Annotated in this window: 23 protein-coding genes; 9 read left to right on the top strand and 14 right to left on the bottom strand. The window is 56.9% G+C overall.

Features of this window, described 5'->3' with window-relative positions; translation table 11 throughout:
- Positions 1–262 precede the first annotated feature (262 nt).
- From G1C95_RS00425 to G1C95_RS00410, 4 genes are all read left to right on the top strand, one after another.
- Entirely contained in the window at positions 263–1,015 is a 753-nt protein-coding gene (locus G1C95_RS00425) for a DeoR/GlpR family DNA-binding transcription regulator (RefSeq protein WP_169170983.1), read from the top strand.
- A 112-nt stretch (positions 1,016–1,127) separates the two neighbouring features.
- Positions 1,128–1,838, top strand: coding sequence for a beta/alpha barrel domain-containing protein (locus tag G1C95_RS00420; RefSeq protein ID WP_169170982.1), 711 nt, complete (start codon positions 1,128–1,130; stop codon positions 1,836–1,838).
- Positions 1,839–1,971: 133 nt separating this feature from the next.
- Entirely contained in the window at positions 1,972–2,556 is a 585-nt protein-coding gene (gene hxlB, locus G1C95_RS00415) for a 6-phospho-3-hexuloisomerase (RefSeq protein WP_169170981.1), read from the top strand.
- Positions 2,557–2,683: 127 nt separating this feature from the next.
- Entirely contained in the window at positions 2,684–3,661 is a 978-nt protein-coding gene (locus G1C95_RS00410; RefSeq protein ID WP_169170980.1) for an AEC family transporter, read from the top strand.
- 117 nt (positions 3,662–3,778) lie between these two features.
- On the opposite strand, the gene G1C95_RS00405 is transcribed toward G1C95_RS00410, so the two are convergent.
- Positions 3,779–5,392: an ATP-dependent helicase gene (locus G1C95_RS00405; RefSeq protein ID WP_169171474.1), complete on the bottom strand. Its 1,614-nt coding sequence runs from the start codon at positions 5,390–5,392 to the stop codon at positions 3,779–3,781.
- A gap of 158 nt (positions 5,393–5,550) precedes the next feature.
- On the opposite strand from G1C95_RS00405, the gene G1C95_RS00400 reads away from it, so the two are divergent.
- Both G1C95_RS00400 and G1C95_RS00395 read left to right on the top strand, forming a co-directional pair.
- A complete protein-coding gene (locus G1C95_RS00400) occupies positions 5,551–7,269 on the top strand; it encodes a phosphotransferase (protein WP_169170979.1) in 1,719 nt (572 codons plus the stop codon).
- Between the two features lie 198 nt (positions 7,270–7,467).
- Positions 7,468–7,692 (top strand): DUF3107 domain-containing protein, encoded by a 225-nt coding sequence (locus tag G1C95_RS00395; RefSeq protein ID WP_169170978.1) that lies wholly within the window; start codon positions 7,468–7,470, stop codon positions 7,690–7,692.
- Positions 7,693–7,801: 109 nt separating this feature from the next.
- Here the strand turns inward: G1C95_RS00395 and G1C95_RS00390 are convergent, their stop codons facing one another.
- A complete protein-coding gene (locus G1C95_RS00390) occupies positions 7,802–8,686 on the bottom strand; it encodes a PHP domain-containing protein (RefSeq protein ID WP_240947352.1) in 885 nt (294 codons plus the stop codon).
- 373 nt (positions 8,687–9,059) lie between these two features.
- Here G1C95_RS00390 and G1C95_RS00385 point away from each other — a divergent pair, with 373 nt between their 5' ends.
- Positions 9,060–9,638 (top strand): vitamin K epoxide reductase family protein, encoded by a 579-nt coding sequence (locus G1C95_RS00385; RefSeq protein ID WP_417852241.1) that lies wholly within the window; start codon positions 9,060–9,062, stop codon positions 9,636–9,638.
- A gap of 128 nt (positions 9,639–9,766) precedes the next feature.
- On the opposite strand, the gene dapF is transcribed toward G1C95_RS00385, so the two are convergent.
- Positions 9,767–10,660, bottom strand: a complete 894-nt coding sequence (gene dapF / locus G1C95_RS00380) for a diaminopimelate epimerase (protein WP_169170976.1) — start codon at positions 10,658–10,660, stop codon at positions 9,767–9,769.
- Between the two features lie 92 nt (positions 10,661–10,752).
- Between dapF and murI the strand changes: the two genes are divergently transcribed.
- Both murI and G1C95_RS00370 read left to right on the top strand, forming a co-directional pair.
- Positions 10,753–11,529 carry a glutamate racemase gene (murI, locus tag G1C95_RS00375; RefSeq protein WP_169170975.1) on the top strand — a complete coding sequence of 259 codons (777 nt, stop codon included), beginning with the start codon at positions 10,753–10,755 and terminating at the stop codon, positions 11,527–11,529.
- 91 nt (positions 11,530–11,620) lie between these two features.
- Positions 11,621–12,469 carry a patatin-like phospholipase family protein gene (locus G1C95_RS00370; RefSeq protein WP_169170974.1) on the top strand — a complete coding sequence of 283 codons (849 nt, stop codon included), beginning with the start codon at positions 11,621–11,623 and terminating at the stop codon, positions 12,467–12,469.
- 125 nt (positions 12,470–12,594) lie between these two features.
- Here the strand turns inward: G1C95_RS00370 and G1C95_RS00365 are convergent, their stop codons facing one another.
- From G1C95_RS00365 to G1C95_RS00315, 11 genes are all read right to left on the bottom strand, one after another.
- The gene (locus G1C95_RS00365) at positions 12,595–13,515 is read right to left on the bottom strand and encodes an SPFH domain-containing protein (protein WP_169170973.1); all 921 of its coding nucleotides are present in this window, start codon (positions 13,513–13,515) and stop codon (positions 12,595–12,597) included.
- A gap of 114 nt (positions 13,516–13,629) precedes the next feature.
- On the bottom strand, positions 13,630–14,292 hold the full coding sequence (locus G1C95_RS00360; protein WP_169170972.1) for an amino acid ABC transporter permease: 663 nt from the start codon (positions 14,290–14,292) through the stop codon (positions 13,630–13,632).
- A gap of 152 nt (positions 14,293–14,444) precedes the next feature.
- The gene (locus G1C95_RS00355; RefSeq protein WP_169170971.1) at positions 14,445–15,281 is read right to left on the bottom strand and encodes an amino acid ABC transporter substrate-binding protein; all 837 of its coding nucleotides are present in this window, start codon (positions 15,279–15,281) and stop codon (positions 14,445–14,447) included.
- A gap of 142 nt (positions 15,282–15,423) precedes the next feature.
- A complete protein-coding gene (locus G1C95_RS00350; RefSeq protein ID WP_169171472.1) occupies positions 15,424–16,242 on the bottom strand; it encodes an amino acid ABC transporter ATP-binding protein in 819 nt (272 codons plus the stop codon).
- Positions 16,243–16,512: 270 nt separating this feature from the next.
- Complete coding sequence (locus tag G1C95_RS00345) at positions 16,513–16,773, bottom strand: glutaredoxin domain-containing protein (protein ID WP_169170970.1); 261 nt, start codon at positions 16,771–16,773, stop codon at positions 16,513–16,515.
- A 157-nt stretch (positions 16,774–16,930) separates the two neighbouring features.
- Positions 16,931–18,298: an O-acetylhomoserine aminocarboxypropyltransferase/cysteine synthase family protein gene (locus G1C95_RS00340; protein WP_169170969.1), complete on the bottom strand. Its 1,368-nt coding sequence runs from the start codon at positions 18,296–18,298 to the stop codon at positions 16,931–16,933.
- On the bottom strand, positions 18,295–20,046 hold the full coding sequence (locus G1C95_RS00335; RefSeq protein ID WP_169170968.1) for an amidohydrolase: 1,752 nt from the start codon (positions 20,044–20,046) through the stop codon (positions 18,295–18,297). The genes G1C95_RS00340 and G1C95_RS00335 overlap by 4 nt, the downstream gene beginning before the upstream one ends.
- 53 nt (positions 20,047–20,099) lie before the next feature.
- Positions 20,100–21,275: a glutathione S-transferase family protein gene (locus G1C95_RS00330; RefSeq protein ID WP_205832649.1), complete on the bottom strand. Its 1,176-nt coding sequence runs from the start codon at positions 21,273–21,275 to the stop codon at positions 20,100–20,102.
- Positions 21,276–21,359: 84 nt separating this feature from the next.
- Positions 21,360–22,130: an amino acid ABC transporter ATP-binding protein gene (locus tag G1C95_RS00325; RefSeq protein WP_169170967.1), complete on the bottom strand. Its 771-nt coding sequence runs from the start codon at positions 22,128–22,130 to the stop codon at positions 21,360–21,362.
- The gene (locus G1C95_RS00320; protein WP_169170966.1) at positions 22,123–22,872 is read right to left on the bottom strand and encodes an amino acid ABC transporter permease; all 750 of its coding nucleotides are present in this window, start codon (positions 22,870–22,872) and stop codon (positions 22,123–22,125) included. Before G1C95_RS00320 ends, G1C95_RS00325 begins: the two co-directional genes overlap by 8 nt.
- Before the next feature lie 50 nt (positions 22,873–22,922).
- Positions 22,923–23,798: a transporter substrate-binding domain-containing protein gene (locus tag G1C95_RS00315; RefSeq protein ID WP_169170965.1), complete on the bottom strand. Its 876-nt coding sequence runs from the start codon at positions 23,796–23,798 to the stop codon at positions 22,923–22,925.
- Positions 23,799–24,109 lie beyond the last annotated feature (311 nt).

Genomic DNA, 24,109 nt, shown 5'->3' with positions numbered 1-24,109 from the left:
CGTTTCGTTTCCGCGCGGTTGGTGCCGACCGGGCGTGTCGCCTCTTCACCCAAGCTTTGCGAAGGCTTTCGTTTTACTTCTGAATTCTTTCGTTTTGCTTGTTGACAAAGTTATAACACAAGGATACGATAGTTGTCAACACGAAACGAAAGGAAAGTGATAAAGAAAATGCAGTAACAAAAGAAAACGAAAACAACGCTGGTATGATGAGCTTCAGACAAATCCAACCAATGCGGTACCCGAATCAGGAAAGGCAACGACAATGATGAAGGCGGAACGACAGGCGCAAATTCTGCGAGCCATTGAAACCAACGGCCGTATCGTCGTCACCGATTACGCCAAACACATCGGCGTTACCGAAGCCACCCTGCGTAAGGATCTGCAGGAACTCGACGATATGGGAGCGGTGCAACGCGTGCACGGCGGTGCGATCAAGCCCGATACCGAACTGGCCCGGTTTGAAAATCGCGTCGACGTGGGCGCGGACGTCAAAAAACGTCTCGCCGCCACCGCGATGGACGAAATCTGCGAGAACCGTGTGGTTTTCATCGATGGCGGCTCAACCAATTACCTAGCCGCGCAGACCTTCCCGCACGACTGGGAGGGCACGGTGATCACCAACAGTCCTGCCGTCGCCCTGTGGATGAGCGACTACAACAAGGTCGAAGTGAACATGCTGCCTGGCACCATGAACCACAAGTCCAAGGAAACAGTCGGATCGACGGCGCTCACCGCCATCAAGCAACTGCACTGCGACCTAGTGCTGCTTGGCGTCTCATCCATCGACGCGGAGCATGGCATCACCACACCGTATCTGGAATCCGCCGAAACCAAGCGCGCAATCATCAGCGCGGGCGTGAAAGTCATGAGCCTCATCACCCCAGAGAAATTCAAGCGCATCTCCACCTACCGCATCGCCGGCTGCGACGCGCTGGACGTCATCGTGACGCTCGGCACGCCTGATTGCATTGACGCGCTGACCGCCATGGGCATCGCCGTGCGAAGCATCAACTGACCAGCAAACTCCAATCCCCCGCCAACAAGGGTGAGCGATGATTCGCCGCACCCTCGGCTCAACACACCCAAAAACGCCACAACCCACACCTTCAACGACGATAGGACACCTCATGAGCGCACCATTTTCCGCACCCCACTTTGCCATCTCCCTGTATTGCTCCGACTTCCGCAATCCCGCTCCGCAGGTCGAATACCTCAATACCGTGGCCGACACCTACCATGTCGACATCATGGATGGGCACTTCTCCCCCAGCATGGGCCTGTGCACGTCCTGGATCGAACAGATCCTGCCGTTGAGCACCCTGCGCAACGAAGTGCACATGATGGTTACCGACCCCGATCATTGGATCGATCAGCTGGTGGCAGCAGGCGCAACCATGCTCACCCCGCACGTTGAATCCCTTGGCGCGCATGCTTTCCGCACGTTGCGCATCATCCGAGAGAACGGATGCGGTGCCGGCATCGCCGTCAATCCCCTGACCTCCTTCGCCGAATGCGAAATGTTGTTGGAACGCGTGGATCTCGTCACCGTGATGACCGTGGAGATTGGCTACAGCGGAGAGCCGCTCATCACAGAGACACTGCGAAAGATCGAACAACTGGCACAGTTCCGCGACACGCATGGGTTGAACTACGAAATCCAGATTGATGGCTCCTGCAACGAAAAGAACTTCAAGGCCATGCGCGAGGCCGGTGCGAACACCTTCGTGCTCGGCAACACCGGCATCTTCAAGCGCGACCCCGACATTCGTAAGGCATGGGGAATGACCTTGGATGCCTATGAAGCATCCACTGGCGAGAAGCCGGCCAATCCCCGCTGACTGGATATCGCACACGCGCCCGCACCCGCCTACGCGCCTGCACACCTGCAATTCATTTCCATACATTCAGACTGCATTTCGCCATATTCCGTGGCATGCCAACACAATTCATCACATCAATAAGGACACCATCATGACCCAAACCCTTGAAACCACCGCCACTTCTTCTTTCCGCAACTGCGAGAAAATCATCGTCTCCGAACTCGCCGACGTGCTCGCGCACGTGGATGAGCAGCAAATCGACCGCCTCACCACTATGATCCTCAACGCACGCAAAGTATTTTTCGTGGGTGTCGGACGCGTCGAACTTGCCCTCGAGGCCATCGCCAAACGTTTGGCACATCTGGGAGTTGACACCGTGATGGTCGGGCAGATTACCGAGCCTGCCATCTGCGATAAAGATTTGCTCATCGTCGGCTCCGGTTCAGGCAAAACCGGATTCCCGCTGTTCATCGCTGGCAAAGCCAAGAGCTTTGGTGCCAAAGTGGCTCGCATCGGCATTGTGGAGGATTGTCCGATGACACAGTTCACCGATTTATTCGTTCATGTGCCGGCAGCGGGCAAGCCCGGCAGCGGCACCAAACCGAGTCAGCAGCCGATGACCAGCCTGTTCGAACAGTCCCTGCTGCTTGTCGGTGACGCTATCGCCATGTCGCTGGTGCGTGAACGCAACATCGATCTTGACTCTTTGTGGGAATTCCACGCCAATCTGGAGTAGCCAGCCGTCATTTGGGATGAAAACGGGTCGCAGCAAGCCCCGCAGGTAGACTCGCTTCGGCGGAAAGCCTGCCGGGCTTCCGCGACCCGTTTGTTGTACGCGTAGGAAGTCAGGGAGCCGCAGGGGTATGGAACAGTTTCGCATCGTGCTTGACCAGTTGATTGGCATGGGTGTGATGATGGTCGTCGGCTTCATATGTGTCAGGGCGAAGGTGCTGGGCGAGCAGGCATTAAGCGGCATCTGCAACCTGATTCTCAAGGCCACGCTGCCGCTGATGGTTTTCTCCAATGCCGTGGCCGGTGCCACACGTCACGATCTGATCGATTCTGGTGCGATTCTGGTGATGATGAGCCTGATGTACGCGCTGCTGATTGTGATTTTCCGTCTCCTAGCGCACCTGATGCATCTCGAAGTCAATCGTGGGCGCATTTTCCAAGCCGCATTCATCTTCGGCAACGGCGGATTCATTGGCCTGCCGATTATTCTGGCCGTCTTCCCCGAGAGAGGAGCGTTGTATTTCGCGCTGATGTCCATCATTGATCAGGTGGTGCTGTGGACATATGGTGCGGCGATTTGCAAACGTGTCGAAGATCGATCCACGCCGATGGATGATAGCCCGGCGAAGAATTGGACGGCCCGGCTCAAAAGCCTGATCAATCCGCCACTGGTCGGTGTCACGATCGCGGTGCTGGCGATTCTGATCGGCATCCAAATTCCCGATGATCTGCTCAGTCCCATGCACAGCGTCGGTTCCACCTCCACGCCGCTGTCGATGATCTACATCGGCGGTCTGCTTGCCCTGCGCGACTGGAAGGGTGTGCTCAAATACCCCGATTTCTATGTCGGCATGCTGGTGCGATTGCTGGCGTTCCCGATTGGCTTCTGGGCATTGCTGACGTTCGTGCCGCCGCTGATCGGACTGGGTGCGCTGGACACCGCGATGGTGCAGGTTGTGACCATCGCCGCTGGTCTGCCCACCATGGCCGCGCTGCCGATGCTTGCCGAAAAGCATCACAACAACCCCGAATATGCCACAGGCATCGTGCTGGTGACCACCGTGGTCAGCCTGTTCACCCTCTCCGCCGTCTCCTTCGTCGCCTTCTAGGCGAAGGTCAGGAGCAATCCGCAAGCTTCGACTTGCCTGTTTACCGTCACGGCATATCCGATTATGCGATCGGTTGCGCCCAATTACGCCCAATCGTGCACGTTCGCACGTTCCGGCCTACAGGAATCGTGAGGGGCGACGCTGCTGCGCGCCGTAGCCGTCTTTGGTTTTGGCATAGGAAAGAGTGAGCGTATCTTCGGCACGAGTAATGCCCACATACATCAGCCGTCGTTCCTCTTCCAGCGTCTCCCCCGGCTCCGGCGCACCGTAGGGCAATAGTCCCTCGGAGCAACCGATCAGGAACACATGCTTAAATTCCAGGCCCTTGGCCGCATGGATGGTGGAGATGGTGACGCCGGGATCGTCGCCTTCGCGAGCACCGGAGGCATCCAGTCCCATGGCTTCCAGCAGCGCACGTTTGGTGGCGGCTTCGTTGGCGAGCGCGTTGGACTGCCAACCGGAGTCCCTGCGCACGCGGAAGCGCAGACCGCAGGATCGCAATGCCGCGCCGAATATGGGCTGCTGGGCGTTGATACGTGTCAGAATGGCGCAGTCGGAGGGTTTTGCGCCGCCAGAGACCAGGCGTGCGATACGAGCCGCCACCCCTTGTGCCTCGTCAAGGTCGGTGTCGTAGGCGATGCGGCCGATTGTCGCCCCACGCTCGCGTCCGGAGGCCAGTTTGAGGTAGTCCTCGCGATTGGGTGCGGCGGCGAGCACCCGGTTGGCCAAGCTGACGACCTGAGGTGTGGAGCGGTAATCGGTATTGAGATTCACATCGGCGGCGAGCGGGCCGAATTCGTCGGCGAAGCGCAGGAGATCCCAACTGGATGCGCCGGCAAACGAATAGATGGTCTGGGCCGGGTCTCCCACCACGCATACGTTGCGGTTCATCACGGCTTTGCCTTCACTGCCGCCACCGCCCAGCCATAGGGTGAGCAGACGATGCTGCAGAGGGGAAACGTCCTGATATTCGTCGACAGTCAGCCAGCCGATGGTGGAGCGGATTTGTGCGGCGGCTTCGGGAAAATCATCCATGATATGGCATACCAGCAGCAGGATGTCGTCGAAGTCGATTTCGCCGCGTGAGGTTTTCTCCTGTTCGTAGGCATCGTAGATGTCGGCGAAACGATCGGCGTCCAGTCCGGCCGGTGGTTGACGTTGGATCGTCGAGATTACGCGTGCATAATCGTCGCGGGCGATCAGTGAGATTTTGGCCCAGTTGATTTCGGCGAGTACGTCGCGTGCAATGAGCGGATCGATATCGCTTCTGCCGATGGCCCGTGTAATGGCTCGGCTCACCGTGTCACGTTGGTCTTCGATCAGATGAGGAAAGGGCGCTTCGCATACATCCGCCCACACGCCATTGAGCTGGCGTAGGGCTGCGGAGTGAAAGGTCGCTGCGGTGACGCCCGGTCCTCCTGCCGTGCCGCCGACGCCGAGCTGGCCCAAGCGGGCGCGCATTTCGGCGGCGGCCTTCACCGAGAAGGTTACGGCGAGCACCCGTTCGGGATTCCATGCCTTGGTAGCGCAGGCGTAGGCGATGCGTCGCGTGATCGTGCGCGTTTTGCCCGCGCCAGCGCCTGCGATAATGCGCACCGGGCCTTGTAATGTGGTCGCGGCCTTGCGCTGATGTTCGTCGAGTCCTTCGAGAATGTCCTGCGGGCTGCCTGCGCCTGCGATTGTTGGGGCATTGCGTTCGCCGTTCGGCTCGGCTTCGCCATCAGGAACCATCTGATCGACAGGGCCGGCTGAAGTGATCGAACTGGTCGAATCTGCCATGGTTGCCGTCCCTTCCGTAGTGTGCATTGCCTTCCATTGTGGCACATCGGTTCAAAAACCTTCCTGTGCTGCGTTGTCAGGCACTGGGCATGTATTAGTGTGGAAGGGTGATGAAACGTAGCAATCTTATGCTGGCGGCGTTGACCTCGGCCGTCCTGCCGAACCTTGGTCTGGCCGGCGTGCGCGACAGCGCTCAGGCCAACGCCACCGACGAGGCCAAAGGCATTGATCTGGCCGTGGTACAGGATGCTTCGGGCAAGCTGTACGACGTGTATGCCACCGACACCCCGGAGGGGCGCAAGCGTCTGGCCAATCGCGTTCGCGCAGCACAAACGCTTGCCGCAGCGAGGGAACCGGGCGTGCTTGGTTTTGACGTGGATCGCGTCATCGCCTTTGTTGCCGGCAACGCTCCCCAGCCCGGCGCCTTCACCACCGCGCAGGCCAAGCAGGCCGCCGAACAGTCTGCTGACGAACGCCCATCAAAGCCAAGCCCCACGGGCGCGGTTTCCGTGCTAGTTACTGCGCATCGCGATGGGCAGGCACGTTCGTTGGATCTGCTGACGTTGGATGATTGCACGGCGGTGGGCACCGCGCTTGGTGCGATTCATCGTCTGCCGCCAAACTTTTTGGCCGCCGCCAAATACCCGATGTTCACCACCGGTCAGATTCACGCGCAGCTGACTGCTTGGATCAAGCGGCTGCGCGATGCCGGCCATGTGCCGCCGGAAATCACCAATAGTTGGGCGCGCGTTATCGAAACCGAGGGCCTGTGGTCGTTCAACACCTGCATGGTGCATGGAGGCTTCCAGGATGGCGACATTCTGTTCTCCGGTTCCACCATCACCGCCGTAACCAATTGGCAGGATATGCAGGTCAACGATCCGGCGCGCGATTTGGCGTGGATTTTCGGCAAGCTGGACGAAACCCATCGCAATGCCGTGCTTTCGGCCTATGGCCGCATGATGGGCTCGCGCTTGGACGATCTGATTATGTTGCGCGCCAATCTGTGGCTGCAAATGGAGCAGGTGGGTGAATTCATTCAGGCCTTGAACCGCGGCGATAACGATCGAATCGTGCAGTTCAAGGCGCAGGTCGAACGATTGGCCCATCAGCTGGGCGTGATCAACCGTGACAGCGAAACACCGGCACCTGCCGCTGCCGCTGCGGCCCGAGCTGCCGGCAAGACGCCGGGCAATACATCCACTCCTGGCCCTTCCACCATCACCGTTGGCACGCTGCTGAAGGATGATGAGCGTCGTCGTGCCGCCGCAAGCACGGTCGCCAATGTGCAGGCACCCGGTTCCCATGCCGCAGCTGATGCGGATCGCACTGGCTCGGCGCATATTGTGGCCGCCGGAGAAGTGGACATGGATGCTAATGATGCCACCGCTGACCGCCAGCATGCGGCACGGCCGGCGAGTGTCGCCGTATCCGATCAGACCGCTGATCGCCAGACTGCCACAGGCACTGGCACCAGCACTGGCTCGACGTCTCCGCAGCCGGTTTCCTCACATTCCTCGGTGACGATTACGCTCAAGGAGCTCATCGAAATGAATGAGCGTGAGGCAGGTATCACCGGCTCCACCAGCCAGTCGAACAGCCAATCCTCCAATGCTGGCAATCGCACGGTTCAAGCGAACCAAGTGAACCAGACTCAGCAGGCAGATTCGGATGATGACACCGGCGAGAGTGAAACGCCTTCAACGGCTTCATCCTGGGCTGAAACCACGGTGATTCCGCTATTGGAGCGCGAAGAGCGTGCCCTGCGCGACGCCCATGCCGGACTGGAAGGTTACGACGCCGAAGGCAATCCGCTGCCCCACCAGTAAGCTCACCAGCGGAATCGCTACATGGCTGTGCCCACAATCGCACATATGGTGTAGTTTGCACGCCATGCGCGTAACTTGCGCCATATGCGCTGCTGCCAGGCAACGCATCGCACATAATCGTATTAACAGCTTCGGCCACCCGACCGGAGCACCAAACCATCAATCGCCGCTCATTCGCCGGGCGGCAGGGAGGAACCCATGGATATCGAACTGGGCATTCAGAATGTGGCTCGACCGGTGAACTTCAGCACCGATGACACCGCCGACGCGGTGAGCGACGTCATCGCCAAGGCCACGGCCAACCATCAGCCGATCGTCCTGACCGACGACAAGGGCCGTCATATTATCGTGCCCGCCGATGCTCTTGGATATGCGATCATCGGCTCGGAAACCAAGCACGCCGTCGGTTTCGGCGCGCTGTGACGGCGGACTTGCTCGCACACGTCGTTAATTCTCGATAAGCGTCAATAATCGCCAAAGGGCCTGTTGCGCTCTGACCTCAACCGTCAGATTGCAACAGGCCCTTGGCGTTTCAGCGGTAGAGCGGCAGCACGCCGCGACGCACGATTTCTTCCACAGTGGCATCATCGGTCAGGTTTTCGCCCAACAGATTCGGCTTGCCCGCTCCATGCCAATCGGAACCGCCGGTGACCAGCAAATCATAGTGCTCGCAGATGCCCAGCAAGCGCTCACGTTGCTCCGGCGTATTGCCGCGATGCCATACCTCCAAGCCGTCAAGTCCTTCGTCGATCAGCGCCTCAATCTGGCTGTCTGATAACAGGCGACTGTTGCGGCTCGGATCTCCGGCATGGGCGATAATCACCACGCCGTGCGCTCCCTTGACCGCCCGGACCACTTCATGCGTGGTCGGCGAGGGCGTGGGAATATAGTATTTCGACGTGGCACTGATTGCGCCGGCAAAAGCATCGGATCGCGTCTCGTACACGCCGGCAGCCACCAGCGCGTCGGCGATGTGGGGGCGGCCCACCGTGGTGTTGCCGCTTTCGCGCATTTGCGCCAGCACCGATTCCCAAGTAATCGGGAAATCCTCGCTCAGCAGTTCGACCATGTGTTTCGTGCGCTTGAGCCGTGCCGCACGGGTATTGGCGAACAGATCCATGATGTGCTGATCATTCGGATCATATTGCAGACCCAGCATGTGCACGGACACGTGCTCGTCGTCCGCGGTGATTTCGCTGCCGCGCAGCAACGGCAGTCCGACTTTGCGGGCACCCTCTTCGGCTTCATGCCAACCCGCCGTGGTGTCGTGATCGGTGATGGATATGCCATGCAATCCAAGCGCTTTGGATTCCTCGGCCAATTCGACCGGTGTTTTCGTGCCATCGGAAAAGGCAGTGTGGCAGTGGATGTCCCACCCGACGGTGGGCGGTGCCACGGGCATCTCATACGCTCTCATAATTCCATCGTAGCCTTATCATCGCCGTCATATGACCATCCACACGGGGTTGTCAGTCGCAATCTTATATTGCCGACGGCAACTGATTCCGAAGCCAGTTCACAAAGCTTCGGCCAGTGGCGAACAGGCCACTCCACTGAACACATGCGCAATGCTTCTGGACGCCGCAGCGACTAGTGTGGAAGCTCGTACATACAGCCACATATCGCACATGCTCTTCGCGCATGGATTCGAGGTATTGATGACCCGCGAACATACGAATACCGCATCGGCGGATACTACAGATAACGCTGCCAGCACCGTTAATATCCAAATCGACCAGCCGCAGCAGTTACGCGGATGGCGTCATGGTGCCGTATGGACGTATCTAATTATGCTCATCGCCTCGGCGGTGGCATTGGGCACCTCATTCATTTTGTCCGCGGAGACCCTGCAGCTGGCGCGTCACCCAGAGGCGGCGCTCGACTGCGATGTGAATGCGGTGGTCTCCTGTTCGGCGGTGGCCCAGTCATGGCAGGCGGAAATCATCAAGTTCGGCGGACTGTCATATCCGAACGCGTTCTTCGGCATCGCCGCCGAATCGGTGTTTGTGACCATCGCGGTGATCGGCATGTGCCGGGTGCGTGTGCCCCGCTGGTTCGCCGCATGCACTTGGCTGGGTGGTCTGGCCGCATTGGCTTACTCGTATTGGCTCAGCACGCAGTCACTGTTTGTGATTCACGCCTTGTGCCCGTGGTGCCTGACCCTGATGTTCGCAACCACCATACAGTTCATGGCATTAAGCCATGCGACCGTGGCCGTGCAGCAGCTGCCAGTTAACAGGAATGGCACGGTGCCGGCCGGGCTCACCAAATACTATCGTCTGAGTTTTGATCTGATGCTCGACGCTTTGTGGATTGTGGCGTTAGTTGCCTTGATTCTTATCGTCGAAGGCCCTGCCCTATTTGCCTGATGGCCGGACTCAGAGCCAGTCCCAGCCGATCTCATACGAACGCCGACGGTACCGGCCCTGCCTAACCTGACATATTTTGACGTGTGTTAGACAAAAGCCGATACCGCCGGCGTTTGCATTACAACAGATTACAGCAGCTCGATTGCACCCACCAAGGTAGCGGAACCGGTGAGCTTCACATCCTGCTGGCTCACATCCACGCGCAGGGTTCCTCCGCGCACGGTGATATCCCAGTGCTCGATGCCGGTTTTGGAGCGCAGCACCACGCCGGTGGCACAAAGGCCGGTGCCGCAGGAAAGCGTTTCGCCACAGCCACGCTCGTTGACGCGCATAGTGGCCTCGCCAATGCCGGTTTGTTCGTCGATGTCGTCGATGCGCACGAATTCGACGTTCTGATCGGTCTCGATGGTGGGGTTGACGACTGGCTTCACGACCAAATCCAAATCTTCAACGGTGGGCAGGGTGGAGAAGGCATCTTCGACGACGGCGACCACATGCGGATTGCCCATATCCACGAAGGTGCCGCGTGCGCTCCCCTTGGTGCCGGGAATAGTGACCTCATAGGCGTTGTCTTCGCCGATGATCCACTTACCCATATCCACTTGGAACACATTGTCGCCATAGGGAGCCATGCTGCCGTGCGGCGTCAGGGTTTTGACGCCGGCACGGGTGCCGAGTCGGAAGGGCTTATTGACGTCGGCCACGCCTTCATGCTGGGCGAACAAGGTGATGGCGCGAGTGCCATTGCCGCACATTTCCGCCAATGAACCATCGGCATTGCGATAATCCATGAACCATTCGGCACCGCCGTCATGTGCTTCCTGCCGTTGGCTGTCGCTCAAGTCAGAGACGAAAGCCGGCTTGGTCAGTCTGATCAGGCCATCGCCGCCGATGCCGAAATGACGGTCGCACAGCAGACGAATTTCTTCGCCCGTGGGCTCCCATTGGCCGGTTTGATCCAGATACACCACGAAATCATTGCCGGTGGCGTGCACTTTGGTTACTTGTTGCGGAATGCTCATGACTTTCACACTACTCCGCCGCCTGTAGCGCAACGACGCCTCCCCGATGGAGTAGGGTGGAGTGCGGCATATATGGCTGGCAGGAGGTTAGCATGAGTTCCACGGCACCGATCGGTGTGTTCGATTCCGGCTTGGGCGGCATTTCCGTGGTGCGCCAGATTGCGCAGGATATGCCACATGAGCACGTGCTGTATTTCGGTGACTCCGCCAATGCGCCGTATGGCACCAAAACGCCAGCCCAGGTGCGCGAACTGAGCTTCCGTATTGTCGAGCGGTTCGCCAGCCAAGGCGTCAAAGCGGTGGTGATCGCCTGCAATACCGCCACCTCCGCGGCGGTGAATGATTTGCGCGACACCTACGATATTCCAATCATCGGCATGGAACCGGCGTTGAAGGTGGCTTGCGACCGTGGGCAGGGCAAACGTCAGCGCGTGATCGTGGCGGCCACTCCCCTAACGTTGCGCGAGCACAAGTTCGCCGCGCTGATGGAACGTTTCGACCAGGACCATACGATTTTCAAGGAGCCGTGCCCTGGTTTGGTGGATGTGGTGGAGTCGGGCAGGCTTGCCGACCATGATTTGGTGATGCACACACTGCATGGCTATTTCGACCAATACGATCTCAGCAGTATTGATTCGGTGGTGCTAGGCTGCACGCATTTCGTGTTCTACCGCGACTATTTCCGTGAGCTGCTGCCTGATACCGCAGCGATCATCGATGGCAATGAGGGTACGGTGCGGCACCTGTCCGTGGTGCTGGAATCATTGGGCAAGCTCGCGCCGGAAACGCAAGACGGTTCGGTGACGCTTGCCAATTCCGACCCGTCCGAGCGCATCGCCGCCTTGTCCCAACAACTATTGGAACGCTAAATTCCCCCATTACGCCAGCCGCATGGTGTCCGCTTTCTTGTCCGTATACGGCGCGTAAGCTCGGCTACTGATATTACGAAAGGGGCTTGGTATGACCGGTACAACGGCAATGGTGGATGTGGGCGGTGGTTTTCGCGCGATTTTCGGCTGCGGTGTCATGGATCGCATGCTTGAAGACGGCATCGATGTGGACATGTGCTATGGGGTGTCCGCAGGCGCGGCGAATATGACATCGTTCCTGGCCCGCCAGCACGGTCGCAACCACAAGTTCTATACGGAATACGCCTTCCGCAAAGAATACGCGAGTGCCGACAGCTTCTTTAGAAACCATAATTTCGCGAATCTTGACTATATCTATGGCACCCTGTCCAACCACGACGGCGAATACCCGCTGGATTATGCCGCGCTGCAGGCCAATCCGACCGGGTTCACGGTGGTGGCGTGCAATGCAGAGGATGGCAGCGCCAAGTACTTCGACAAGTCACGCATCCGTTACGACGATTTCGATATTGTCAAGGCGTCCTCGGCAGTGCCGGTGGCCTGCGAACCGTATGTGGTTGATGGTGTGCCCTATTTCGATGGTGGCATTGCCGACCCGATTCCGGTGGCCAAAGCGTTTGATGACGGCTATGACAAGGTGATCCTGATTCTGTCGCGCACGCGCGACCAGGTGCGCGAGCAGCGCCGCGATCTTGCTCCCGCAAAGATCTTGGAGCGCACATATCCAGCGGCGGCCGAACGACTGCGCGAACGCTATAAGACGTATAACGATGAGATGGAGTTCGCCAAGCAGGCCGAGGCCGAGGGCCGTGTGCTGATTCTGGCGCCCGAAGAACTGTACGGCTTGAACACGCTGTCGAAGAATTTCGAAGGCCTGGAAATGATGTATCGCAAGGGTTATGCCGCAGCCGAGGCGATACCGGAGTTCTTGGCGGCCTGATTGCCATCGCATCACAGGTATCACCGCAGGCATACGGACAACAGACCAGACATATAAAAAGGAAGGCCGGGTATCGATGAAATTTCATCGATACCCGGCTTTCCTGCTGATAATCCTTATAATCGTTACTTCGCTTCGCTGGCGGTAAGCATGGCCTTGGTGACCTGCTCATACAGATCCTGGTATCCGCCAGGTGTGGAGGCGGGCAGCACCACGGTTTTCGCATTGTTCGATTCAGACAGCGAGCGCATCACATCAAGATACTGGTTGAACAGCACCACGTTGTTCACGTCGTTGATGTTCATGCCCACGGCCTGCAGGCTCTTGATCTGGTCGACGATACCGTTGGCGATCTCACGGCGGTAGTTTGCCTGGCCCTCACCCTGCAGACGGGTTTTCTCAGCCTCGGCGGCGGCCTGTGTCTCGATCTGGATACGCTGGGCTTCGGCACGCTGACGGGTGGCTTCCTTTTCGCGCTGGGCGGCGTTGATGGAGTCCATCGCGTTCTTGACCTGCGGCGAAGGATCGATGGCAGTGATCAGGGTTTTGACCACGGTGAAGCCGAAACGGGCCATCTCCTGCCCCACGGTTTTCTGCACATCGAAGGCCACGTCATCCTTGCGCGCAAAGGCGTCATCCAACGTCAGCGCAGGGATGGCGCTTCGCAGAGCATCCTCCATGTAGCTGCGCAGCTGGCCGGCCGGGTCACGCAGCTCGTAGTAGGCGGTGGCCACGTTTTCGGGGTTCACACGGAACTGCGTGGAGGCCACAACCGTAACGAACACGTTGTCGAGTGTTTTGGTTTCCAGCTGCACGTTGAGCTGGTTGACGCGCATATTCGTTTTCATCGCAATACGATCAACAAAGGGAATACGAATATGAATGCCAGCGAACTGCACACTCTTAAACTTACCGAAGCGTTCGATAATGTATGCCTGCTGTTGCGGCACGATGAACAGCGCTGCGGCCAGCAGCACAATAATAATGGCGAGTACGATGAGGAACACGACCAAGCCGATCGCTCCTCCTGAACCTGACGAATACATATCCTCCCCTTCCTGATGAGGGATTATTGCCGCGGCACTACTTTGCGCCGCGACCTGACAGCATCCATCATACTGTGTGGTGCAGTGAATCGCTCGAAGGCTCCTCAGGAACCATCAGAAATGCTCGGCAAGCCTGCGTTCGCAGTAATGCTGCAGCACGGTAAGCAACGTGCAGAAGAACAGGTACACCACACCCACTTCGATATACAGCACCAGAGGCTCATAGGTGGTGGCCACAATGCGCTGGGCGCTCATGAACATTTCCACCACGGTGATATTGGCGGCCAGCGAGGTGTCTTTGACCAACGCGATGAACGAATTGAACAATGCTGGGAACGCCGAGCGGAAGGCCTGCGGCAATACGATCTGGCGCATAATCGTCAAATAGCTCAGATTCACGGTTTTACCGGCTTCGATCTGTCCCTGCGGCACGGCAAGAATCGCGCCGCGCAACGTTTCGGAGGCGTAGGCACCAACATTGAGCGAAAACGCGATCACGGCGGCGGGGAATGCCGGAACCACCACGCCGATCGACGGCAGGCCGAAGAAGATGACGAACAGCTGCACCAGCAGCGGAGTGCCGCGGAACACCCACACATAGAACTGCACGATTTGGCTGGCCACGGGCACACGAGCCACGCGAACCACTGCCACCACGATGGCCAGCACCAAGCCAATGGCAAAGGAAATCAGTGTCAGCGGCACTGTGACGGTTAATCCGGGAATCAGCAGTTTGGGTATGGAATCAATGATGATGCCGATGATTCGATCATCCATGATGATTCATTGTCCTTTCGTTTGTGGCTTGTTTCGCTTGTGGCTTGACTTCCCGCCACCTATGCCTTCGAAGTGTTCGCCTAGCGTATGTTCGTTCAACCAGTTGATGCCCGACCTATTGAAGGCCGGACATCAACGATAACTTCCTGCAATCATTCCTTAACGGACACGTCCTGACCGAAGTACTTGACGCCCAACTGCTTGAGCGTGCCATCCTTCTGCAGCTTCGCAAGCGCATCGTTGATGGCCTTGACCAAATCGTCCTCGCCCTTGCGAATCGGGAATGCGGCGGCGGGCGTGGTTTCGGAAGTAGCGGCGATCTTGATGTTCGCGTCGGGCTTCTGCTTGAGATAATCGAGCACGGCAAGCTTGTCGTTCACGGTCACATCGGCGCGCCCGGAGCTCAACGCATCCACGGCCTGCGGGAAATCATTGATGGACACGATTTCGGCACCGTTGTCTTGTGCAGTCTGATTCCAGTTGCTGGTCAGCGTCTCGGCGGCCTTCTTGCCCTTGATATCAGAGAACTGCTTGATGGAATTGTCATCTTTGGTGGTCACCACGGCACCGGCGGAATAGGTGTACAAATCGGTGAAATCATACTTCTGTTTGCGCTCATCGTTCGGGGTGACCTGATCGGCCACGGTATCGAACTTCTTGGTGTCAAGGCCTGCGAGCAGCGAATCCCAGTTGGATTCCACGAACTTGGCCTTCACACCCAGTTCCTTGGCCACGGCCTGGGCCACTTCGACATCGTAGCCGACCAGCTCATTGTTGTCGGAGTCATGGTAGCTGAACGGCTGGTAGGTACCTTCGGTGCCGAAGACGATTTCGCCGTTGGCCTTGATTTGCTCAAGTTCGCTTTGTGCGGCATTCGATGAGCCGGCCGAACCGGAGTTGGCGGAACCGCAGGCAGCCGCACCGATCAATGTGGCTGCAGCGAGTAGCACGGCAGCGGTTTTCTTGGCTTTGGTGGCGATAATAGACATAGTTCTTCCTCCCTAATAATGATTTGATATAAAAAACAGCCATTAACGGCAACTATTGATGTAATCCAAGCAATCCAGAAACCGAAAATGACGCACTTAACCGCTGCGATATCCCGGCTAAATAATATTCAACTCTTAATATTCAGCGCTGCGCAATCGATGCCGCAGTGGCATCTGCAGTATGCGCCGCTGCCAAGGCCTCCGGCTTCCAATCATCCAGCAAACTGGAATCGTGAATGGACGATAGGAATTGTGCGGTACGCTCCTGGGTGGGATGGTTGAAAATCTGCGACGGACTGCCCTGCTCCACAATATTGCCGCCTTCGAAAAACACCACATGATCCGAGGCGTTGCGGGCAAAGCGCATCTCATGCGTGACCATCAGCATGGTGGTGCCTTGATCGGCCAAGGTTTTGATCACGTTCAGCACACCGGATACCATTTCCGGATCCAGCGCGGATGTGGGCTCGTCCAGCACCAGCAGTTCGGGTTCCAGCGCGATGGCGCGGGCGATGGCCACACGCTGCTGCTGGCCGCCGGACAGCGAGCTTGGGTAACGGTCGGCGAAATCGGCCAATCCCACACGGTCGAGCTGCTCGCGGGCGATGCGCTCGGCCTCCTTGCGGGATTTTCCTTTGGCGTGAATCAGTCCCAGCGTCACATTGTCTAACGCAGACTTGTTAAGGAACAGGTTGTAATTCTGGAATACAAAGCCTATTTTGGATCGCACGGAGGCAATGGCACGAGGCTTGCTGGAGGTCAAATCCACTGGCCCATCGCCGAAATCGATGGTGCCGGAGTCGGCCTGTTCCAAAAAGTCGATGGCGCGCAGCAAAGTCGACTTTCCCGAGCCGGACGGTCCGATTACGGTAACCACCTTGCTGTCGGGCACATCCAAGCTGACATTGTTCAGCACTAGCTGATCACCGAAGCGTTTGCTCACTGATGTGATGCGAATCATGGTGGTTGTTCCTTTCATCCCCCGCCTTACGACGGGTTTGCCGCCGACTGATTCGACCATATCCGAACACACGCGCCGATGAATCGGCGTTGCTATATGCGTTGCTTATGAGCAGTTATGAATAAACAATCGGATAGCAGCAGGCGTTGTGCCCACTGCTATCCGATGTATCGATGTGAGTGATGCGGCAGTTGTTCGTGACGTAACCGTGACGCGCACTGTGGCACATCTGTTGCGTACCTGTCGCGCACTCTTCGCGCAGCTGTTGCGTTAGGCAAGTCCCAGTTCTTTGACTTTGGTCTCAAGCTGGCTGTTCGTTGGCTCCACGAATACAGTGCCGTCCGTGAACTGCAGCACCGGGATATGCTGCTGGCCGCTGATGGCGACGGCCTGATCCGCCGCGCCTTCCTCCTGCTCAAGATCGTGGTAGGCATAGGCCACGCCGAGCTTGTCCAGCACGGATTTCGCGCGACGGCAGTCGCCGCACCATGAGGCACCGTAGAATTCAATGGATGGTTGCGCTTGTGTCATGATTGTTTATTCCTTTCTGTCGATAATCGGCTTAAGCACCGCACTGGTCTGTGCACTATTGTCACTATCGCTACGGTATTGGGTTGAGAATACCAGCATCGCCTGTTCCGGATGATGCTTGCCGTAACGAATCATGTCGTTGAATTCGGTTATTTCATCAATATGCCCGTCTGATCGCCTGATCCAAATCAGCGATAAGATCTTCCGGTTCTTCAAGCCCGATGGACAATCGAATCAGCTGATCACTCACGCCGCCACGAATGCGGTATTCCTCTGGCACTTCGCGGTGGGTGATGCGCGCCGGGTCAACGATCAGCGAGCGCGCGTCACCGATGTTGGGCACGTACGAGAACAGTTTGACGCCGTCTATAACGCTGTGCACATTGTCTTCGGTGCCTTCGAGCACGAAAGACAGAATTTGCCCCACGCCGCGAGGATAGTATTTGTCCACCAAATCAGACTGTGCAGTGTCACCTAATCCTGAATAGTTGACCTTGGCCACATGCGGGGCGTGACGTAGGTATTCAGCTACGGCGGTTGCCGATTTGACTTGCCGGCTGACGCGCTCGGGCAACGTTTCCAAGCCGATCAATGTCAGATAGGCGTTGAAGGGGCTGGCGACGGCGCCAAAGGTGCGCAGGTATTTGATGCGGACGCGACGAATGAATGCCTCACGCCCAAAACGACTGGCGAAACTGTGCTCGATGCCGGCACGTTCGTCGCTGACGACCAGTTCGGGAGTGGTGAACTGCGGGAATCGTCCATTGGTCCAATCAAAGCGGCCGGCATCGATGATGACGCCGCCGATGGCGTTGCCGTGCCCTGTAATGCCTTTGGTGGTGGAATGCACCACGATATCCGCGCCGAATTCGATGGGCCGGAACAGATAGGGCGTGGGCACCGTGTTATCGATGATCAGTGCGATGCCGTGACGGTGGGCCAGTTCGGCCAGGGGTTCGATGTCGAGGATGTCGGTGGAGGGATTGGCTACGGATTCGGCGAAAATCGCACGAGTGTCCGGCCTGATTTTCGCAGCAACCTCATCAAGATCGTTGATGTTATTGACGAAATCGGTATGGATGCCGAATTGGGGGAAGAAGCTTTCCATGGCATCCACCGAGGCACCGTAGAGGTTTGTCGGAGAGATGATGCGGCCGCCGCCCTCGGCCGCGCAGAGGAGAGCGAATGATACGGCTGCCATACCGGAAGCCACGGCTACTGCGCCGATGCCGCCTTCCAGAGCAGCCAGACGCTGTTCCAGCACAGCGACGGTGGGATTGGCCACGCGCGAGTAGGAGAACCCGCTTGTTTCGCCTGCTGCCAGCAGGTCGCCGCGTACTGCGCTTTCCATATTGAAGGCGGCGGATGCATAAATCGGCGTCATCGCGGCATCTCCGTGGTCCAGTTGTTCGTATCCGGCATGTACTGCAGCTGTGGCGAAACTCTGGTCACGGTATGGCGAACCAGTTGACGACGTATTGTTACATTCCGTCGTTGCCTGATCCTTATCGAAATTGTTACTCATTGAACTTTCTCCCCGTTCAGTTCCTGCAGTGCCGCAACCGCCAATTGCGACAAGAATTGCGCGCCCGGCACAATAGCCCTTGGATCAGGCGTGAAGCGCGGCGAATGTATGGATTCAGCGGCGAAGTGTGAACTGCCGACGCCCACGTGGACGAACAAGCCAGGTTTGCCGGTCACCTGCGTGTAATAGGAGAAATCCTCGCCTCCCAAAGTGGCGGGCGATTCACGCGTCTCCAATTCCACGTCGTTTACCGCTTGACGCGCTACCTTGGCCCAGTGCACATCATTGATTACGGCGGGTGCATTCGAAGACCACACCAGGTCCGCACTCGCTCCCCATGCGGCGGCCACACCACCAACAACCTGACGCACGGCCTGCTCGATGGTGTCGCGGTCGGCGGGATCGCACGTGCGCACAGTGCCTTCAAGGAAGGCCTGCTCAGGCACGATATTCCATGTGGTTCCGGCTTCAACATGCGTAACGGTGAGCACTCGCGGATGTGTGGGATCCACGCGCTGCCCGGCAATGGCCTGCAACGCGTCGACCATGGAGCTCAGTACGGAAATCGGGTTCACGCCACCGTCCGGATGCGCGGCATGCGTGCCCCGGCCCGTAATGGTGATCTGGAACTTGTCCACTGCGCCCGAAGCACCACCTTCGCGCACACCGATTACGCCTACCGGCAGGGCGGCCGTATCGTGGGTGCCGAAAAACACGTCAACGTCATCCAGTGCATGGGTGTTGAGCACACGCACGGCACCCGTGGGCGTATGCTCGTCGGATTTGACCTCTTCCGCAGGCTGGAAAATGATTTTGACCGTGCCGGCGAATTCGGCGCGACGCCGCTGCAGCAGCAGAGCCGCCCCCAACGCCACGGTGAGGTTGATATCGTGACCGCAGGCATGTGCCACGCCAGGTGTGGTCGAAGCATATAGCAAGCCTGTGTCTTCTCGTAACGGTAAGCCATCAATATCGCCGCGCAGCGCGATCACAGGGTTTTGGCTACGAGCACTGTGCTCCCCCGCATGCGATTCTGACGCAGTGCCACGCACTACAGCAATCAGGCCTGTGGACAAATCGGTATCCAGAATCTCAACACCATGCCGTTGCAGGATTGCCTTAATGCGTTCCGTGGTTGCAAACTCTTGATAAGACAGTTCAGGATGGGCATGGAACCAACGGTATTCCTGTTCCAACTCGTCGAAATCAACAGGATCGTCAGTATCAGCCACGAATACCAGCAATCGTTGCCCGCCATCAACCACCAGTGTTTCCAACTCCCGGTGCCGCACAAAGCCACAGCGATAATACAGCCGATGAGCCGTCTTCATGTTCGGCCCGGAATGAATCAGTAGTCGGGGGAAACCGAAGAATCGCCCCAAGTCAAGGGCATGGCGTACAAAGGATCGTCCCACTCCCCTGCCTTGGGCTGTCGGCAGTACGCCCAGAGTATTGAATCCAAACGTATCAGGTTCTTCCGTGGCATCAGGTTTGGGAGTCAGATATGCGCCGATGATGCGACTATCAGCATCTTCGGCCACCCATACATGTTCGCGCTCGCTGCGTTGCGCAATGGATTGCAGTCGATTGCGATACAGATCGGAGATATGGTCGTTGGCTTCGAATGCCTCGACCAGGACCTTGGCCACAACAGGGTACTCATCTTCGCGCGCAATGCGGATAACCGCGCCATGCCCGATGTCGCGATGCGTCAATGACTTGGGCAAATCCGCAATTGTGTGCGTCATATCCCACAACCTTTCTTAGGAGAACGATCCTCTACATCTGGATGTTATGCCGCTCAGCCTTGGAAAGGCTGAGCGGCCGATTCAGGTCCGAACTGCCAAAGCTCATACGAACCGCCCACACCGGGGCCGGAATATTGAGCAGAACCAGACAGTTCATCTCGGCCGGCGGGTTCCAACCAACGTTCGTATAGAGCCTTGCGCTGATCTTTGACGGCTTGTGAAGTGTTTTTGTCGGCTTCGGAGAATGGGTCGCGAGCATAGTTACCGTTTTCATCGGACACGTACCCTAGGTCAAATAGTTCCTGATCGTCGATGAAACCGGGCGTCTGGAACAAGTCACGCGCGTAGGCGAACAAATTCGGATAATCCCAGACATGCACCACTTCGTCATCCGAAAGTCCCAAGCTTTCCAGGAATTCCGGACGATAGCCGATCTCATAGGATTCCAGCGTTTGGAACAGTCGCACATCACTGTCCGTCAAATTCGGGCCGAACAAGTAGCGACGCGAGGCGAGACGGAAATCGTAGTCAAACAGTCGTGCTTTGAAAATCTCGTAGGCGGCCTTGGCAGCCCCGCGCGAGGTGGCGAAGTTCACCTTATAGGTGCCGTTGTTCACGTCATCGAAAATCTGCTGGTTCAGCAGGTCGATTTCCTGACGCAATGCCTCCGGATACAAATCCGGCGCATCTGGCTTATGAAATGGTTTGAACGCGGTTTCGAGGTCGTTGCTCAGAATGTGATAGTTATTCGTTACGACCTTGCCATTGGTCATGTCGATAACGGTAGGCGACGTGGCACGGCCCTGATAATTGGGATCGGTGGCACGGTAAGCGTCGTTGAGACGTGTATAGCCGAATTTCTCGGCCACACCTCCTGGCACATTCGTGAGTTTCCACCCATTGGCATCACGTCCGTAGATGATTTCCGGAGTGAACACGTCCCACAGACCAAGCAGACGAATGACGATACGCTGACGACGGTTCCACCCGCAGCCGGTTGCGCCCAACACATGGTAGCGGCCCGGTTCGGCCGGCGCTTGCCCCGGCTGATCACCAAAGCGTACGGTGAACTCATTGCGCTGCCGACGGAAGGCCCCGTCGGGGGTCTGCTCGACGGTGGTTTCCTCAGCGGGACGGTTGCGCCCCTGAGGATCGGCCGTGGCTGCTCGGTGGGCACGCACGCCGCAAGCGTTGGAATCGCCGGCATTGAAATGAAGAATGTTGGTCATGTGCGTTGGTCCTTTCTTTTTGCCCTTTGCCAAGGCATATTTGCGGTACTGGTGTGTTCTGGGGTCGTGCTTGTGCCGAGTTGTTCAGGCCTGAGGGCTGAGCACCACCGGCTTGGGATCGTAGGATTCGATATCAGCTAGAAAACTCTGCAACCTTGGGGTCTTGGGATTGGCGAAAATCGCCTCTGGCGAACCCTGTTCAATGATTTTGCCTCCGTCGAGAAACAGCACTTTGGAGGCGATCTTGCGCACGAATCCCATTTCATGGGAGACCAGCAACATGGTGTTGCCCTCCTGTGCGGCAAGGCTGATCGTATCCTGCACTTCCTTGACACGCTCAGGGTCAAGGGCTGAAGTGGGTTCGTCGAGCAACAGCAGCTGTGGTTTCATCGACAGCGCGCGGGCGATAGCCACGCGCTGCTGTTGGCCGCCAGACAGATGCTGAGGATAATGATTCTGATACTCTTCCAATCCCACATTGCGCAATTCAGACAATGCACGTTGGCGCGCTTCGTTCTTAGGGATTTTCTTGACGACACGAAGTCCCTCCTCCACGTTTTCCACGGCGGTGCGATTCTTGAACAGATTGAACTGCTGGAACACCATGGCTGTGGAACGGCGCAGTCGTAGCGTCTCCTTTTTGGAGATATGTGACAGATCGTAGGTGTCATCATCAAATTGGATGGTGCCTGAATCAGGCTTTTCCAACAGGTTCAACGAACGCAGGAACGTGGACTTACCTGTTCCCGATGGTCCGATGAATGCGACGACTTCTCCCGGTTCAATATCGAGATCGATGCCGTCAAGCACGGTGTGGTTGTTGAATTTCTTGACAAGATTGCGGATTCTAATCATTGGTCACGGTCCTTTCCACGGCCAGTTGCAGTTCGGGGGCTTCCTGCGGAATCGATAGTTTCTTTTCCAGCAGTCGCGCCAACCATTCGAGGACCGCCGTGATGATCCAGTAGATGATGGCGAGTGAGCAATACATTTCGAAGTAGCGGTATGAGGCACCGGCCATAATCTGTCCGGCGGCGGTCATCTCCACCACTGCACACACGAAGGCCAACGATGTTCCTTTAATCAGTCCGATGAGCGAATTCATCAGACCCGGCAGCGCGATAACACCGGCCTGTGGCAGCAATACGCGCAGTCTCACTTGGTTGGCGGTCATGCCCAACGATTCGGCTGCTTCGACCTGTCCCTCATCCACCGCCTGGATGGACGAACGGATGATTTCAGACATGAACGCCGATTGGTTAAGTCCCAAGGCCAGAATGGCAAATACCACAGGGGGCACGCCATTAACATCAAAATTCGTGCCATTCCAATAGTTGATGTATTTGAGCAGAATCGGAATACCGAAATAGCTGATATACAACTGCACGATAATCGGCGTGCCTCGCAGCATCGAAACATACACAACAACGATCTGCTTAAGCACGGGAATATCCTTCACCCGCACTATGGCGATGAGCACGCCCAGCAGCAGGCCAATCACGCCGGCCGCCACAGTCAGCTCCAATGTCACCGGCAGATACTTGAGCAGTTCAGGTATCTGCGTAAACACCAGCTTGATATCAAATAAATCGGGCATTGCTGTTCCTTATCAACTATTGCGAGAATGGACTGGGAGACTATGCCGCGTTATTTGGCATCAGGATCGGGAGTCTGATCAGCGCCGAACCACTTCTCATCGATTTTCTTGGATGTACCGTCTTTAATGATTTCCTGCAGAGCTTTATTCACATCATCGCGAAGCTTTTCTTCGCCCTTCGGGAATACCAGGTAGCTGTAGTTCTGGTTCTGGAGCTCTTCATCGACCTTGTCGCTAAGTTCAACAGTGTTGAGTTTAAGACCGATTTTCTTCTCGTAATAGCGAACCGTGGGAGCGTCAAGAATCGAGAAGTCAACCTTGCCGTCCTTGACCTGCTGCAGCTGATTGACCTGATCGGCGGAGTTGTATTCCAGTTTGATGGTGTTGTCGGGATTGGCCTGATTGTATTTCTGCAGGGCAAGCTGGACATTGCTGCCATCGGCGGAAGTGATGGTGGTCTTCCCTGCCAAATCAGACAAACTGTCGATGTTCTTGATACCGCTTTGCTCAGAGACCACCGCGACATACTCATTCTTGTACATCGGCGTGGAGAAAATATACTTTTGCTCACGTTCCGGAGTTTTGGCGAAGTTATTCACCGCAATTTGGTAACGGCCAGAATCCAGTCCCGGGAAAATGCCCTTGAATTCAGCAAAGGATATTTCCAGCTTGTACTGGGGAAGACGCTTGAATACTTCCTGAACAAGTTCGATGTTCTGTCCGTCTGGCTTGTTGTCCGTATTCTTCAGCGTATATGGCGCAGGCGTGCCGCCAGTAACAGCCTGAATAGTGCGTACCTCGTCACCATTGCTATTGGTGGCGGATGAGGATTCAGAAGCTGCTGCGGCTCCGCAAGCCGTCAAAGACGCCAAGCATGCCACCGAAGCGAGTATCGTCACCGCTTTTTTGAAAGTGCTGTTTACCATAGTTGTTCCCTTGCTCGTAAGTCCGATGGATTGCAGTCACCGTTGCGTCACACCACATTCGCACGGTGCTTTTGTATTGTTTCGATGTCTTGTGCATCGCTAAATCCTGTTGTACAGGAATCGACACAGCGGCAGGACGGGGTAATTATCGCCGATGCTTACAGCTCGGTATAACGCATAGTTATGCTCTCTGAACTATGTCGAAAGAATGGCTTTATTCCAACATTTTACGGACTATTCAGATGAAGACGCTTCCCCTAGTGCGTCTTTTGCATGGGTATATCAGTTGCTTATAGACAGTTATCGACAAT

Source organism: Bifidobacterium oedipodis, from assembly GCF_012932425.1.
Taxonomy (GTDB): domain Bacteria; phylum Actinomycetota; class Actinomycetes; order Actinomycetales; family Bifidobacteriaceae; genus Bifidobacterium; species Bifidobacterium oedipodis.
Note: the sequence above shows the minus strand (reverse complement) of the source record. Positions and strands in the feature narration are given on the sequence as shown.